Here is a 15,577-nt window from a genome sequence, read left to right on the forward strand (position 1 = left end):
ACTGGACCCTATGCACCTAAGTGCGCGCGCCGTTGCAGATCGATTGCGCGAAAACAGCCTGCGAGCATTCCAGCATCGGGACTTTAGACTCTTGTGGATCGGCGCATTCGTGTCGTTCTTCGGGTCTTGGATCCAGAACGTCGCCCAGGGCTTCTTGGTTTACGAGCTCACTCGCGACGTCCGTGCTCTGGCCATGGTGAGCTTCCTTGCAAGCGCACCCAGCGCTGTGCTGGGACCGATTCTAGGCGCGATGACCGATCTGGTCAACCGCCGCGTGGTGCTCATCATTTGCCAGGCCGTCTATGGGATCAACGCCCTCTTCATCGCCTTGATGATCACGACGGGCAACATCCACTACCACATGATCTTGGCTGTCGCCCTCATTAACGGGATCGTCACTTGTGTTGAAGTCCCGACTCGACAGTCGCTCGTGGGATCGATCGTCGCGGCCGAGGATATCTCCGCCGCGGTGCCCATCAATGCGATGACGTTCAATCTTGCTCGCTTGCTCGGCCCCTCGGTGGGCGGATTTCTGGCAGCGACGTTCGGTGCTCAAGCCTGCTATGCCGTCAATGGTTTCTCGTACCTCGCCCTCATCGCTTCGGTCTTCATGATTCGCGCGAACATCTCGGCGCGGACGACCCGAAGCGAGCCCATTAAGGACCTGGTGCTGGAGGGGATGCGGTTCACTTGGCGAGATCGCAGCCTGCGCGCGGTATTTATCTGCGAGGCGATCGTTTCGGGGTGCGGACTCTTCTACATTTCGCAGATGGCCGCAATCACGCGTGAGATGTTCGGGCTGGACCAGCGTGGATTGGGCCTCTCCATGAGTGCCATCGGCGTCGGCACAATGACGTCGCTGATCGTCACGATGGGCCTCTCGCACAAGCCGATCAAGACTCTGTTGGTACGACTCTCCATGGTCTCTTGCGGGGTTTCGCTACTCGTGTTATCGCTTCTCAGCCACCCCGCGGCGGCGTTCATCACGTTTGCATGCATCGGAGCATCCGTCGTGATGCTCTTCAATACGTGCAACACGCTGTTCCAGTTGCTGTCCCCTGAGCGGCTGCGAGGACGCACGCTCTCGATGCACGTGTGGGCACTCAATGGCTTTGGAACAATCACCACGCCCATCTTTGGGCTCATCGCCCACAGTCACGGGCTGCGCACCGCTCTGCAAGTCGGCGCGGCATGTGTGTTGATCGGCGGGATCTGCGCATGGACGGCAAAGCTGAACTTCGACGCAGAGATCGCCAAGCGTACGGCCAGCGCAAACTAAGACAACAGTAGGCTCCGGCGGACTCGCCGGAGCCTACTGCGAAAGTCTGGAGCCGACAACAGGATTCGAACCCGCGACCCGCTGTTTACAAAACAGCTGCTCTACCACTGAGCTATGTCGGCTTGGATCTCTCTATTATGATTGGCTTCAGACTGGATTTACTTGCGTCGCTTGCGCATCTTCACGAGCTTCGGCTCGCCACCGCTGTAGTCCAGACGGTACCCAGCAGGGATCTTTCGCAGAGCATCTCGCACATCGGCAGGCAGTTCGACGACGGCAGGCTTCGCTGCGCGTGTCGCTCGCTTTACCGGAGTACGGAAAGCGGACTGAGCAGCGGTCGCGTCTCCAATCTCCGTAACCGGGTGAGCACCTTTGTCCCCGACCTTGAGGATCGCGGCAGTGGGCGGGATATGAATAAACATAAAGTTGTCGCCCGACAACATGCGTGCCTCGAACGGAAGAGAGATCTTCTTTGTGCCAAGTCGCACGGAGAGAACTCCGGACTTTGGTTGTGCCTTAAGCTTCAAGGCCTTGGTGATTGAATCGACTGTTTTTGCCATAGCTGTTGTGTATGTTTGGTAAGTTACCTGGAGAGAATGATACCCATCTTTCCAAGAAAGTCAACATTCACAGATGTTTAGGAGAGAGCAATGTTATCGATAAGCCGTACGCTGTGGAACTTCGCGGCGACAATCAGGCGGGAACTTTCGGTAGGCGAGTTCAGAGGTTCGAGCGTAGATCCATCGACCAATGCGAGGTACTCCACTTGGAAACCAAAGATGGTTAGTGATGCAATACCTGCCTCCAGAACGCGGGAAACAGGCTCATCGCCGCGCAAAAGCTCCTGACGAGTGCGCACCAATGTCGCATAGAGTTGCGCCGCATCCTCGCGCTGCTCGTGGGTGAGATATTGATTGCGGCTCGAGAGCGCAAGCCCCGACTTCTCCCGCACAGTTGGAACAAACTCTAATTCGACAGGCATGTTCAGATCGGCGACCATCTGTCCGATAACTGCGCACTGCTGGTAGTCTTTTTGCCCAAAGTACGCATGGCGGGGGCGCACAATTTGAAACAGCTTGTTGACTATGGTCGCGACACCATCGAAATGTCCCGGGCGCGAGGTCCCCTCCCATAACTCCGACACCCCGCTGACACTCACTCTGGTCCGCATGCGTTCGGTCATTTCAGTGGCGTCAGGAACAAAGATCGCATCGACCTTCGCGGCCGCGCATTGCGCGATATCGTTCTGCTCTTGCCGAGGATACTTTGATAGGTCTTCGTGGGCAGCAAACTGAATAGGGTTAACAAACAAAGATACGACAACATGTCGGTGGGCACGTGCTTCTCGGATAAGTGTCATGTGACCTTCGTGTAAGGCACCCATGGTAGGAACGAAGGCAACATCAGTCCAACCGGCGCATGCCTGCTGATACTCGTGAATCGATCGCGCAATGATCAAAAGCTGTTCTCTTCGGTGGGAAACTCGCCTACTCGCACTTCTCGAACATATTCGCTTAGACCTTGTATCATGGTCGTTCCGATTTCGGCATACCGCTTAACGTGCCGAAAGTTCTTATCGCTGATGCCAAGTAGGTCATGAAAGACCTGAATCTGACCATCACACGCAGCTCCCGCGCCGATTCCGATCGTAGGGATCGTTAGGCTCTGCGTGATCGTCGCCGCGAGTTCGCGCGGGACCAGTTCCAACACTAGGGCGAAGACTCCCGCCTGCTCTAGCCTCTGAGCCTCATTCAGCACCCTGGAACCAGCATCTCCCTTGCCCTGTACTCGATGGCCGCCAAAGGCGTGGTACGACTGGGGAGTCATGCCGACATGACCCATGCAAGGAATCCCTGCCGCGACGATGGCGCGGGCGTGGTCCACATACGCTCCCTCAAGCTTGACCGCGGCTGCACCGGCTTTCACGAGTGCGATCGAGGAGCGGACCGCGTCTTCGATGCTCGCTTGGTAGGAGCCAAACGGAAGGTCGGCCACGACGAGCCCGCGCGAGGCTGCCCGAGCCACCCAGCGCGTGTGATAAATCATGTCGTCCAGCGACACCCCGAGCGTTGTGTTGCCCCCTTGGATCACATTGCCCAGGGAATCGCCAACGAGGAGGACATCGACTCCGGCATGGTCTGCGTGCTTTGCACCGAAAAAGTCGTATGCGGTGACGCAAACAATGCGCTCACCCCGCGCCTTCATCTCGATCAGACCAGGAGCGGTTACTCGTTGTCCCATGCCCAGAAAGTACCCGGCCTTACGGTTCGACCGTCGGGCCCGGCTCCCATTCTTGGACGCTCGCCCGCATCAAAACCTCGACGTGCATGTCCGACTCCACCCGGACTTGGCAACTCAGTCGAAACTCGCCGAGCACGCCGTCCTCTTCAAGGCAGTCGTGCTCCACTTGACCCATCGCGGGCTCTTGGCTGTGGAACTTCACCCGGCAAGTAGTGCATCGAGCGTTGCCACCGCATCGGTGGCTGACGTCCACCCCGTTCTGTTCAAGCGCATTGACAAGTTTTGTGCCCGGTTCGACGGCGAATGTGCCGAAACCCTCGGCAGTGACTGAGTGCGACATGCCCAGAGTTTACTAGCCGAGCGCCGGGAGAAACTCGCGCAGATCCCCGATCACCATATCCGGTGCAGGATCACCTTCCGGACGCTCTTCGGGCTGGGCATTACCATCCGCGCTCGGCGGAACATCGCTGGAGCGGCGGATCCATACTGTGCGCCAACCTGCCTCGATCGCCCCCTTGATATCGTGGCCGTACGAATTACCGACCATCAACACTTGGTGCGGTTCACATCCCACCGCCCGCCGGGCCCGCTCAAAGACGGACGGAAGCGGCTTGCCCTCTCCCAACTCCCCCTCGATGTAAATGTGGTCGAAGAAGTGTTCGATCCCGAGTGTGTTGATCTCTTGGCGCTGGATATCTGCAGGCCCGTTCGTGATCAGTCCCATGGGGTAACGACCCGTGAGTAGTTCCAGCACCTCATGCGATTCGGGAAAGAGACGCAAAGCCCGGTCGCGTTCGACGCTATAGGTCTCAGCCAACCGTTCGGCGTGGTCTTGATCGTGGATATCGAAGCTCTCCAGCATCAGTCGCATCTGCTCGATGCGCGTCGGTTTGCCCGTCTTTAGGTAGACCGGGTACCAGTGGGTCTGCTTCAGGTTCTTGCCAAAGACGCGAAATGCAGCGGCCCAGTGGCGCACCATCGTCTCGGGATCCGCATCGCCCGCGGGGTGCTGCTGAAAGGCGATGCGCAAAGCGGCTTTGCAGGCGTCCCAGTAGCCGCACAGCGTGTCATCGAGGTCGAAATAGATTGCGCGAACTGCGCTTAAGTCCGCACTCATTTCAGCTTCATCGCCGTCCTGACTTCGTCCATGGTTTGGGCAGCGGTGGCCCGAGCACGCTCCGCGCCACGCTGCAAAATGTCTTCGATCGTGGCGTCATCAAGCTGTGCGCGCCGATCCCAAATCGGCTGAAGCAATGCGACGAGGATCTCAGTGAGCTCCTTCTTGCTCTGCATGCATCCGCGCTCGCCTGCGACGTCCTCGGCCCACTGCCGCTCCCAATCGGGAGAGTACACGCGTAGGTACTGACACACGGCGCACCCCTCGGGGATGCCGGGGTCCGTCTTGCGCATCTTTGTCGGAGTCGTAAAGGCGGACTTGATCTGTTCGGCGAGCTCGTCGGCATTGGAGTTTAGCCAGATGCAGTTTCCATACGATTTGCTCATCTTTCGCATGTCCAGGCCAGGCAGCTTCGACAGCAATTCGTCGTCATTGATCAGGTCCTTGAAGTCCGGGAAGACTTCTCCAAATAGAGCATTGAACGACCTCCCGATCTCTCGCGACAACTCGAGGTGCGGCGCCTGATCGCGGCCGACCGGAACCGCGTAAGGCTTGTAAAGCAGGATGTCTGCGGCCTGGAGCACAGGGTAACCCAAAAGCCCGTAACTCACGATCCCGCCGCTCTTGACCTCATCGGCCTTCTCCTTGTAGGTCGGCGTGCGCTCCAACTTCCCTACGCCCACGACCATACCGAGCAGCAGCGCCAGCTCAGCGTGCTCCTTGACATCCGACTGTCGGAAGATCGCGCACTTGTCCGGGTCTAGCCCTGCCGCAACAAAGTCCTTCGCGACTTCGCGCGTATTGTGAGCGACGTCAAAGTGTTCTTCCGCGGCGGTCGTCAGGACGTGCCAGTCGGCGACCATGCAGTACATCTCATATTGCTCTTGGAGCACAATCCATGGCCGGAGTGCCCCCTCGTAGTTGCCGAGGTGGAGTCGCGGGCTCGTCGCCCTCATGCCGCTGAGAATCCGTTGTTTCGTCATCCGAGAAGTAGTTGAGTCAGCTGCTCCCGGACGGGGCCAAGAATGTAGCCGAGCAGATTCACATTGGCGACCTGGCTGATGAGAATGATGCCAAGGAGCGCGAACGAGCCCATGGTCAGGTTCCAGCGGATCCAGCTGATGCGACTCGGTCCGTGCAAGAACGCACTCAGTAGCCACATCCCGTCGAGGGGTCCAAGCGGGATTAAGTTGAACAGGAAGAGACCCACATTGACCAGGACGCCGATCAGGATGAAGAACAGGACAGCAGGACCAGGATTGATGTTGAAGATGAGCAGCGAACGATAGATGATCGCGTAGACGCCAGCCTGGATGAGATTACTGATGGGTCCCGCCGCCACCGCCGCGAAGTGGTCCCATCGCGGATTTCGCATGCGGCCCGGATCCATGGGGACAGGTCGCCCCCAGCCGATCCCGTATCCACTCATCGTCATCAGCACGATCATGATTCCACCGATAGGATCGATGTGGTTGAAGATGTTGAGCGTGACCCGTCCGTGTGCTCGCGGGGTGGGATCACCTGCCGAATCCGCCACTTTGGCGTGGGCGAACTCATGAATTCCGATCGAGAGCAGGACCATGACGATGGTCAGGAAAATGCCCATTGGCTCTTTAGGATCTAGCATGGTTCGCTCCGCAAATCGTTCGGAAGGACCTCGCGCGCAAACAGTTGATCGTGCGTTTCGCGGGTTTGGACCAACTCCACCGAACCGTCCAACCGCCGCAGCACAGCTGCGGGTCGGCAAAAGCGATTGTAGTTGCTGGCCATCGATGCATTGTACGCGCCCGTGCTGAGCACTTGCAGGAGGTCACCGGCCTGCGAGCTAACAGGCAACGAAACATCCGCAAAGAGTTCGTCTACCTCGCAGTGCGATCCAGACACGGTCACCGTTTCTGTGGGGCCGTCTCGTCCGACCACTTCGACGGAGTACCGTGCATCGTACAGTGCTGGCCGCGGGTTGTCGCTAAGCCCACCATCCACGCTCCAATACTTGTGCACCGGGGCAAACTTCTTCTCGCCTAGTGTGTATAAAGATACGCAGGCATGGCTAACCATACTACGACCGGGCTCGTGCACCAGCGCTGGCGAATAGCCGTACGGTTCACAAACCGCTCGAACCGCTTGGGCGATCTCCAGACAGTACTGCTGCAGCGCAATCGGATTGTCCTCATCCGAATACTGCACGCCCAGTCCGCCGCCAATGTTGACCCGTTCCAGCGGCATTCTGTGAAGCTGCGCCATTCGGACAGCGAATGCCGCGATCGCGATTCCCCCCTGCACTTGCGAATCGGAATCGAGCAACTGCGAACCGACGTGGCAGTGCACTCCTCGTAGGGGAAGGCCGCCGTCTAACATGCGCTTCACCGCGGCTTCAGCGGCACCGTCTGCGATCTGGAATCCAAACTTGGTCTCGGACTGTCCCGTTGAGATCCACACATGGGTCTTCGGGTTGACTCCGGGTGCCAGGCGAATCAGCAGATCGGGCACTTGGCCGCCCGCACGCTGGATCGCGATCAAGTGGTCGATGTCCGTGTAACTGTCAACGATGATCTCGTGGATGCCCCGCTCGCAGGCGGTTTCAAGTGCCTGGCGGGGCTTGTTATTCCCGTGCAGGTTGCAGCTTGATGCGGGCACCCCGGCCCTGCGCGCGGCTTCGAGTTCACCCTCGCTGGCGCAGTCGATGGTACAGCCTTCTTGGGCCAGAATCGCCAAGACCGCGAAAGTCGAGTTGGCCTTGCTCGCGTAAGTGAGCGAATAGCTCGGAGTCGAGGCGGCAAGCGCCTCGTGGTAGCGCTGCGCACGGTACCGGAGTGTGGCCTCGTCCAGGACGTACAGCGGAGTCCCCCAGGTCTCGGCGAGGGAGCGAGCCAGGTCGGCGTCAAGTCGGAATGGGGTCTCCCAAGTCGGAGGCAGCATCGGCTCCAGTGAGTTTAGCACGCGGCGCATCCCAAGCCAGGACTGCTAATATTCCGGTGTGAAGCGCATCGCCATCCTTGGAAGCACGGGCAGCATCGGGATCCAGACTCTAGACATCTGCCGAGCACACCCGGATCGATTCAAGGTCGTTGCCCTTGCGGCTCACCACAATGTCGAAGCTGTTCGCAAGCAGGCAGCTGAGTTTGGCGTTCAGCGGCTGGCCATGATGGATCCTTCAGCTGCCCAAGCGCTGAATGCGCACTCCGGGATCGACGGGATCTCGCACATTGCGACGCTCACTGGTGTCGATATTGTCGTGGTTTGCGTCTCCGGCGTGATTGGACTGTTGCCCACGCTCGCAGCGATTCGCGCGGGCAAACAGATCGCCCTTGCGAGCAAGGAGGTCCTGGTCGCCGCTGGCGAAGTCGTGATGCCGTTGCTTCGCGAGCACTCGGTCTTGATGACCCCCATCGATAGTGAGCACTCGGCGCTCTTCCAGTGCCTGCTCGGCTCACGCCCACACGATGTCCATTCGCTCATCCTGACTGCGAGCGGTGGCCCATTCCGAGGCAAGACCCGTACGGACCTGGAACAGATCACCCCGGCGCAAGCGCTCAACCACCCGACGTGGTCGATGGGTGGGAAGATCACGGTGGACTCAGCAACGCTCATGAACAAGGGGTTGGAGATGATCGAGGCCCGATGGCTCTTCGATGTACCCGTCGAGCGCATCGATGTTTGTGTTCACCCTCAGAGCATCGTGCACTCGTTCGTTAAGTTCAACGACGGGAGTGTGCTGGGGCAGTGCGGTTGGCCGAATATGCGCCTGCCGATCTTGTTTGCCCTCAGTTACCCCGACCGAGTGCCGAACGATCTCAAGCCGTGGAACCCAACAGAGACTTCCACCCTCACCTTCGAGCCGCCGGACCTGGACACGTTTCGCTCGCTCCACCTTGCTCGTGAGGCGGCTCGAATCGGTGGCACGATGCCGTGCGTCTTGAATGCAGCCAACGAAGATGCGGCGAACGCATTTTTACGAGGCGAATGCGGCTTCCTACAGATGATGGATGTCGTAGAAGAGGTCATGTCGCGCCATACACCCGCTCCGGTTTCGCTTGAAGTGCTACTGGAGTTCGATGCGTGGGCACGCCATGAGGCCCAGTCCATCTACAAATCCGCTTAGAATCTTATTAACCATGGAAAGCTCTCTCGTGACTCTGCTGGACTACCTGAAGACCGGAGCGGTGTTCATGATCGTGATTACGATCCTGGTCGCCGTCCATGAGTTGGGCCACTTTTGGTTTGCTCGGCTCTTCGGGATGAAGGTTGACGCGTTTGCCGTCATGATGGGCGGCATTCGATCCACAAACTTGGACGACCGCTTGGAGCGTCCCATGGCACCCAAAGTCCTGGTCCTCGATTTGGCGGCTGTCGGCGCGGTGCTCACGGCTGCGGGCGGACTTAACGGGCTGTTAGTTCCGTACACGATCGGGCTTCTGATCCTAGCCATTGTGCTTCCTGTTTGGATCACGTTGCGGCTCCAGGCGCTGTACCACATCGAGGCTTTCGTGGGGATCCGAGGGCTGCTGACCGCGTGGGCGATCGGCGGTGCATTCACTGCGTTCTCGACGCGACTACAGGGACTTACGCTGCACACCGTTCTCGGGGTCCTCTTCTATGCCAGCTTGATCTCGCTGCTGATCCTCTACTATCAGCCAGTGATGAACAAGGCGGATGATGCACCTCACGGAGCCGGGCAACTGGACATCGACGGTGAGCAGGTCCCGGTGAGCTTCCGACCGCTCTTGTCCAGGAAGGACCGTCATGGAACGGAGTTCTCACTGCTGTTGCTTCCGCTCGGCGGATTTGCATCCATCAAAGGGATGCACCCTAAGCCCGATGGCAGCGAGACGAAGATCGAATCGGGCTTCTACTCCAAATCCCCCTTTGCACGACTCATGGTGCTATTTGCAGGTCCGCTGTTTAGCATCGTCTTCGGAATCATATTGCTCAGCGGCGTCATTGTCGCTTCCGGCAAGGTTACTGAGCGAGCCGTGCTCGGAGACCTGATCCCCGGCAAACCGGCCGCCCTGGCGGGCCTGCGCAAGGGCGACGAAATCAAGTCGATCGACAACAAGCCGGTGAGCAAGTGGAGCGACATGATGCTGGTGGTGCAGAAGAGTGCGGGCAAGGAGCTACTTTTCTCGATTCAGCGAAAGGGCAGCCCACAACAGATCCGAGTCACGCCCGCATCAAGCGCGGATTTGATTCCTCTGATGAAGCCAGACGGCACCTTTTCTAGCGACAAGGCTCATGTCGGCCAAATCGGTGCCTATCCGGGCATGGTACGCGTGGGAGTGGGCGAGGCAGTCCAAAGTGCCGCAATGGCCCCAGTCGCCATCGTCGCCGGACTGGGTTCCATCGTCCGCGCCCCTTCGACCGCCAAGGACCAAATTGGCGGCCCTGCGGCAGTCGCACAGGGGGTCCACGAAGCGAGTCAGAACGGTTTCGCTTCGGTGCTCCGACTCGCCGGCTTGCTCAGCATCTCTCTGGGAGTGATGAACCTGCTGCCCGTCCCGCCGCTCGATGGCGGTCAGATGGTCGTGGCAACCGCGGAACTCCTGCGCCGTGGCAAGCGACTGAGCATGCGTGTCCAGCAAACAGTTTCCACCGTCGGCTTCTTCTTCGTCCTGGGTTTGATGACACTCGTGATTCTGCTTGACCTCGGTCGAACCCTGGGACCAAAGTAGTGCGCCGGACCTTCTGGCACCACTGGGCGATCACCCGCGTTTACTTACGCGAGGGGCGCGCGTACCCTGCCGTTTGGGTCATCTGGCTGCTCACTGACGCCGTCAGCATGTTCGCGATGCCGCTTGTCCTCAGCGCAGCATCGGGTAGCGGGACACTCGGAGGCTACGACTCGGCTGGGTTCTTCCGTTACTTCGCGGTTCTTCTCTTCTGCACGTCGTTCATCCAGAGCCACTTTATGTGGGAGATGGGTCAGGAGATCAAAGAAGGGATCTTTTCGGCGCAAATCGTGCGGCCAATCTCTCACTTCCGGTTCACGTTCATGCGCAACCTCGCTTGGAGGGTCTGGCGCACCTTATTCACGATTCCCGCGCTCATCATATATGGGCTTGTCTATGCGAACCGATTCTCGCTCGGGTCCCTCAACCTCGGTCCGCAGTTCTTGACTGCGCTTGTCCTTGGGCACATCTTGAGCATCACCTTCGTGATTGCCTTTGGACTGATTGCCCTGTATCTGGAAGATTGCAGCACGGTCTTCGAGCTCTATTACTTCCCAATGATGTTCCTGAGCGGGCAGCTATTCCCCGTCTCCATGCTCCCGCAGTGGGCGCAGAACTTGATTTACGCCTTCCCGTTCTTCTTCACGACCGGAGTCCCGACCGAGATCGCCATTGGGAAACTTCAAGGCGATCACGCTTGGATGATGATCCTTGGGCAGGTCGCATGGATTCTCGGCTCGATCGTGCTTCTGCGGGTACTGTGGCGTGGCGGGATCAAACGGTACACCGGCGTGGGCATGTGATGATGGTCACGTGCACGGTGTAATTGCACGAAAGTTTCAAGTTCCTCGCGTCATTCTATCGTCATCTCAGGCATAAAAGCTTCAGCAAAGAAGGCAAATACTTTCATTGTCATGCGAAAAGCTTTTACTCTAATTGAATTGCTGGTCGTCATCGCGATTATCGCGATCCTTGCGGCGATCCTCTTCCCAGTTTTCGCGTCGGCCAAAGTTGCTGCAAAGAGAACAGGAGCTCTCAGCAACGTCAAACAGATCGGCGTCGCGACCATGCTCTACCAGGCAGATGCGGACGACACCACCGTGCCGATCTACGTGCTTGATTCGAGCATCAGTCAGTACCCCTCGTCTCAGGGTCAGTACTACTACCCGCTACTGCTTCAACCATACACTAAGAACCTTGAGCTGTTCATCGCACCCGGTGACACCGCCACCGATCCGGCTCTTACGGGCACGGACGGTAAGGGTCGATTCGACAAGACCGGTGCCTGGTATTACTACCTGTACGGCTCGACCCCCAGCTTCGGCTACAACTATCAGTATCTGAACCGAAACGTTGGCACGACCACGTTCTTCAGCCGACCCGCGATCATTTACTCCGGCGTTTCCGCCACCGCGCTCCCCAACTGCGCAAGCACCATCATGTTCGGCGAATCGACCATGAAGAATCTGCGTGGGATTGCGAGCACGATTGGCTACGCACGGATTGAGCCACCGTTCGCGGTGAGCGGAACAACCTACGCGGGTTGGTCCGGCACCTATCCCGATGCTCGCTCACAGGGACAGCTCTGGGGCCGGTACGACTCTAAGAGCGTCATGGCCGTTTTCCTTGATGGACACGCCAAATCGCGACCGATTGCGAGCCTGAAAGCCAAGGGTACGACCGAGGCTGAAGTGAATCGCTACTGGAACGGCGACGGCGACTAAGCCGCCCTAAGATCTCCGAGATGGCCCAAACCGCTTTGGTTTGGGCCATCGTGCTTTGGACTGGACCCAACTTGGCCGATAATCCAAGCAGAGTGAATTTGGAATTCGAAGAAGAGGTCGCTACTTGGTGGCAGACCTGGTTCTCCACGCGCAACTTTTGCCTCGCGTGGGCCGGATTCTTCGTGCTCCTGATGTGGATCTACTATGGCTCGCCGGAGCTGTTCGAACTCACCAATAAGATCGCACAGATGCCCAGCACCGCCTGGCTCTTCCCTCCCCTCCTTTTGCTCATCACCGCCGCGACACGCAAGGCAGGACGGATGGCCATCCTGGTGGCCAGCGCGGTGCTGCTTCTCACGGTGCTCTTCATCGTGCGCCCGTACTTCCCGTTCGGCAGGGATTCTGCGGATGGGAACTTCAGGGTCGTCACGCTTAACATCCAAGAGGGTGACGCAGGGGCCGTCAACGTAGCGTCCGTCATCAAACGCCGGAAGGCCGACGTCTTCTGCATCCAAGGGATGTATGATTTCGGGCTGAAGCTGAGCATCGAACGCGAGCTGAGAGCCCAGTTCAAGAACTACCGTCTAGTGACTACGGGTGACTCGCTCATCGGAACGCGGTACCCAATCGTGGGGAAAGACTTTGTGGAGCTCCCCGGTCTGCACGAGCGCCGTAGCCTGCTCCGGGTCGATCTGAACGTCAAGGGACAGCGGATCAGCGTCTATAACGTGAACCTCATCCCCTCCGATGGCGATCCTCCCATGGATCTTGACGGCCGAAGAAAACTCTACGAAGCGGTGCTCAGAGCCATCCCGCAAGAGGGCGACAACATCCTCGCCGGCAGTTTCTATACAAACCCAAACGGGCTCTTCTACCGCCAGTTTGGCTCGCGATTTTCTGACGCATTTGCTGACTCTGGCTTGGGGATGGGCTACACATCCAGCGCGAAAATGCCCCTCAAGCGGACGGACTACATCTGGTTCAGCGGCAAACTTCGGTGCGAGCATTCGGCGGTCGCCAACGAACGTGCATCAAGCAATCTCGCCGTACTCGCAGACTTCAATATCGCCAGCTTGCGGAAGAAGAAGTCGACTATCTTTTCTGACGGAGGCTTCCCGGCTCCAAAGCCAACTTCAACACCTGGTCCGCGCTCTTCACGAAGTAAGCCTTGAGCTGTTCACGAATCTCGGGTGGCACGTCTTCCATGAAGTCCTTGCGATTCGCATCGGGCAGAATCACCGTCTTGACCCCCGCGCGATACGCAGCCAGGATCTTCTCCTTGATCCCTCCCACCGGCAACACTTGCCCTGTCAGGGTCATTTCTCCAGTCATCGCGAGGCGGGCTTTGACGCTCCGGCCCGTCAGCAGCGACGTTAGCGCCGTCATCATCGTCACGCCTGCGCTAGGGCCGTCTTTGGGCACCGCGCCCGCCGGGACGTGTACATGCACTTCCTGCTTCTCAAACTCGCTCAGGTCCACCTTCAGCCGCGCAGCGTTGCTGCGCACATAGCTTAGGGCTGCCTGAATGCTCTCCTTCATCACGTCGCCCAATTGGCCGGTGACGATGAGCCCCTTGGTGCCCGGCATCCGTACCGACTCGATGAACAGCACGTCGCCGCCCACCGGCGTCCACGCCAGCCCCACCGCCATCCCCGGCTTGAGCTCGCGTTCCTCCACCTCGTCGTGAATAAATCGCGGCGCACCGAGCGCCTCTTCGACAAATTTGGTGGTTACCGTCAGCTTTCCTTTACGGCCCTCGGCGAACTTCATCGTCGCCTTCCGGGTGACGCTCGCAACTTCTCGCTCCAAAGTGCGCACGCCCGCTTCTCGGGTGTAGCTGCGAATCAGGAGCCGGATGGCATCGTCCTGCCACGCGATCTGGCTCGGCTTCAACCCGTGCTCTTCAGTCTGCTTCGGAATCAAGTGCCGAATCGCAATTTGGAGTTTCTCTTCCTCGGTGTAGCCGCCGAGCTCGATGATCTCCATCCGGTCTCGCAACGGCGCAGGGATCGTGTCCAAGCGATTGGCGGTGGTGATGAAGAACGACTGACTCAGATCGAACGGCGTATCCAGATAGTGATCGCGAAACGAAAAGTTCTGCTCCGGGTCCAGCACCTCCAGGAGCGCCGACGAGGGGTCGCCGCGGAAATCGTTTCCAAGTTTGTCGATCTCGTCCAATACGAAGACGGGGTTCTTGCTCTCGGCGCGGCGCAACCCCTGGATGATCTGCCCTGGAAGCGCCCCGATGTAGGTGCGCCGGTGCCCGCGAATCTCGGCCTCGTCGCGCATACCGCCCAGGGAGATGCGTACAAACTTGCGACCCATCGCCGACGCAATGCTACGTCCCAAGGACGTCTTGCCTACACCAGGCGGGCCCACGAAACATAGAATGGGCTGACGCACCGATGCGGTCCCTTTGACCTTGCGCACGGCGAGAAACTCCGTGATCCGCTCCTTGATTTTGTCGAGACCAAAGTGTTCGCTATCGAGCACGGTTCGAACTTCCTTGAGCTCCAAGTGATCGACCGTCGCCTTGGACCACGGGACCGCGATCATCGTCTCGACGTAAGTTCGGGCGACGGTGTACTCAGGTGCACCCGGATTCATTCTCCGCAGCCGGTCGAACTCTCGGTTGACTTCTTTCAGAGCGTCCGCAGGCATGCCGGATTCCTCGATCGCGAACCGAAGTTCGTCAAGATCTTCCGCGCGGTCGTCATACTCTCCGAGTTCGCGCTGGATCGCCTTGAGCTGCTCGCGCAAGTAGTAGTCTCGCTGGCTCTTGCTCAGTTCGGCGCTCACCTCGCTGGTGACCTTGCTGCTGAGTTCGAGCACCCGAACTTCGCGACCCAGCATCTCCAGCAACGTTCGCATTCTCGATTGCAGGTCGAGCGTCTCCAGGATCTGCTGCTTTTCTTCGACCTTCAGATTCATGTGCGCCGCGACGAGATCGGCCATCACGTCGGGCTCTTGGACTGCGGTCGTCAGCGAACGAAGCTCATCAGGCAGGGTTGGGGAGAGTCGGACCGCGTGCTCGAACATGGCCGCCACACTCCTCCTCAACGCCTCAAACTCCTCTTCTCGCTCGGCGGGAATCTGGGCCTCCTCTAGGACCTCGATGCGAGCGCGAAGATAAGGCTCGGTACTGAGCCGCTCGACGATCCGGAATCGAGCCACGCCTTGAACGATCAAACGTACCGCCTCGGGCATCTTCACCAACGTCCGAATGATGACCGCGCAACCCACTTCGTAGATGTCGTCGAACCCGGGCCGCTCGTTCTCTGGTTGGCGCTGAGCAACCACTCCAATCACGCGGTTGCTGCTGGCGACACTATCGTCGATGAGCTGAATCGAGGTCTCCCGGGTCACGCTCAGCGGTGCAACGAGCATGGGATACACCACCGACTCACGCAGCGGCAACAGGCTGATCTCCGTCGGAATGTCCGGCCGGAGCGTGCCCTCGTCGTCATCTACTTCAATGCCGACCGCCTCCAGGAGGGATGTTTCTAACTCTTCGACTGCTGCCTCTTGTTCGTCCATAGGATTCAATGCT

Annotated in this window: 15 protein-coding genes and 1 tRNA gene; 6 read left to right on the plus strand and 10 right to left on the minus strand. The window is 58.8% G+C overall.

The window, feature by feature from the left end; translation table 11 throughout:
- Nucleotides 1–10: 10 nt before the first annotated feature.
- Nucleotides 11–1,279, plus strand: a complete 1,269-nt coding sequence (locus JNM85_06245; GenBank protein MBL8087657.1) for an MFS transporter — start codon at nt 11–13, stop codon at nt 1,277–1,279.
- Between the two features lie 47 nt (nt 1,280–1,326).
- Here JNM85_06245 and JNM85_06250 read toward each other — a convergent pair.
- The 9 genes from JNM85_06250 to lysA form a co-directional block, all read right to left on the minus strand.
- A tRNA-Thr gene (locus JNM85_06250) sits at nt 1,327–1,401 on the minus strand.
- A 36-nt stretch (nt 1,402–1,437) separates the two neighbouring features.
- Nucleotides 1,438–1,839: a hypothetical protein gene (locus tag JNM85_06255; protein ID MBL8087658.1), complete on the minus strand. Its 402-nt coding sequence runs from the start codon at nt 1,837–1,839 to the stop codon at nt 1,438–1,440.
- A 77-nt stretch (nt 1,840–1,916) separates the two neighbouring features.
- Complete coding sequence (locus JNM85_06260; GenBank protein ID MBL8087659.1) at nt 1,917–2,738, minus strand: pantoate--beta-alanine ligase; 822 nt, start codon at nt 2,736–2,738, stop codon at nt 1,917–1,919.
- Nucleotides 2,735–3,520 (minus strand): 3-methyl-2-oxobutanoate hydroxymethyltransferase, encoded by a 786-nt coding sequence (gene panB / locus JNM85_06265; protein MBL8087660.1) that lies wholly within the window; start codon nt 3,518–3,520, stop codon nt 2,735–2,737. The genes JNM85_06260 and panB overlap by 4 nt, the downstream gene beginning before the upstream one ends.
- A 19-nt stretch (nt 3,521–3,539) precedes the next feature.
- A complete protein-coding gene (locus tag JNM85_06270) occupies nt 3,540–3,860 on the minus strand; it encodes a (2Fe-2S)-binding protein (protein MBL8087661.1) in 321 nt (106 codons plus the stop codon).
- A gap of 12 nt (nt 3,861–3,872) precedes the next feature.
- A complete protein-coding gene (locus JNM85_06275; GenBank protein MBL8087662.1) occupies nt 3,873–4,637 on the minus strand; it encodes an HAD family hydrolase in 765 nt (254 codons plus the stop codon).
- Complete coding sequence (gene trpS, locus JNM85_06280) at nt 4,634–5,620, minus strand: tryptophan--tRNA ligase (protein MBL8087663.1); 987 nt, start codon at nt 5,618–5,620, stop codon at nt 4,634–4,636. The genes JNM85_06275 and trpS overlap by 4 nt, the downstream gene beginning before the upstream one ends.
- Nucleotides 5,617–6,264 (minus strand): site-2 protease family protein, encoded by a 648-nt coding sequence (locus JNM85_06285; GenBank protein MBL8087664.1) that lies wholly within the window; start codon nt 6,262–6,264, stop codon nt 5,617–5,619. Before JNM85_06285 ends, trpS begins: the two co-directional genes overlap by 4 nt.
- A complete protein-coding gene (gene lysA / locus JNM85_06290; GenBank protein MBL8087665.1) occupies nt 6,258–7,586 on the minus strand; it encodes a diaminopimelate decarboxylase in 1,329 nt (442 codons plus the stop codon). The genes JNM85_06285 and lysA overlap by 7 nt, the downstream gene beginning before the upstream one ends.
- 28 nt (nt 7,587–7,614) lie before the next feature.
- On the opposite strand from lysA, the gene JNM85_06295 reads away from it, so the two are divergent.
- From JNM85_06295 to JNM85_06315, 5 genes are all read left to right on the plus strand, one after another.
- Entirely contained in the window at nt 7,615–8,739 is a 1,125-nt protein-coding gene (locus tag JNM85_06295; GenBank protein MBL8087666.1) for a 1-deoxy-D-xylulose-5-phosphate reductoisomerase, read from the plus strand.
- A 13-nt stretch (nt 8,740–8,752) separates the two neighbouring features.
- The gene (locus tag JNM85_06300; GenBank protein MBL8087667.1) at nt 8,753–10,306 is read left to right on the plus strand and encodes a site-2 protease family protein; all 1,554 of its coding nucleotides are present in this window, start codon (nt 8,753–8,755) and stop codon (nt 10,304–10,306) included.
- Nucleotides 10,306–11,106, plus strand: coding sequence for an ABC-2 family transporter protein (locus JNM85_06305; GenBank protein MBL8087668.1), 801 nt, complete (start codon nt 10,306–10,308; stop codon nt 11,104–11,106). Before JNM85_06300 ends, JNM85_06305 begins: the two co-directional genes overlap by 1 nt.
- Before the next feature lie 111 nt (nt 11,107–11,217).
- On the plus strand, nt 11,218–12,027 hold the full coding sequence (locus JNM85_06310) for a prepilin-type N-terminal cleavage/methylation domain-containing protein (GenBank protein MBL8087669.1): 810 nt from the start codon (nt 11,218–11,220) through the stop codon (nt 12,025–12,027).
- A gap of 20 nt (nt 12,028–12,047) precedes the next feature.
- Nucleotides 12,048–13,199 (plus strand): hypothetical protein, encoded by a 1,152-nt coding sequence (locus tag JNM85_06315; GenBank protein ID MBL8087670.1) that lies wholly within the window; start codon nt 12,048–12,050, stop codon nt 13,197–13,199.
- Here the strand turns inward: JNM85_06315 and lon are convergent.
- On the minus strand, nt 13,120–15,564 hold the full coding sequence (lon, locus tag JNM85_06320; GenBank protein MBL8087671.1) for an endopeptidase La: 2,445 nt from the start codon (nt 15,562–15,564) through the stop codon (nt 13,120–13,122). The two genes, JNM85_06315 and lon, sit on opposite strands and share 80 nt — an antisense overlap.
- Nucleotides 15,565–15,577: the final 13 nt, after the last annotated feature.

The organism is Chthonomonas sp. (genome assembly GCA_016788115.1).
Lineage (GTDB): Bacteria > Armatimonadota > Fimbriimonadia > Fimbriimonadales > Fimbriimonadaceae > UBA2391.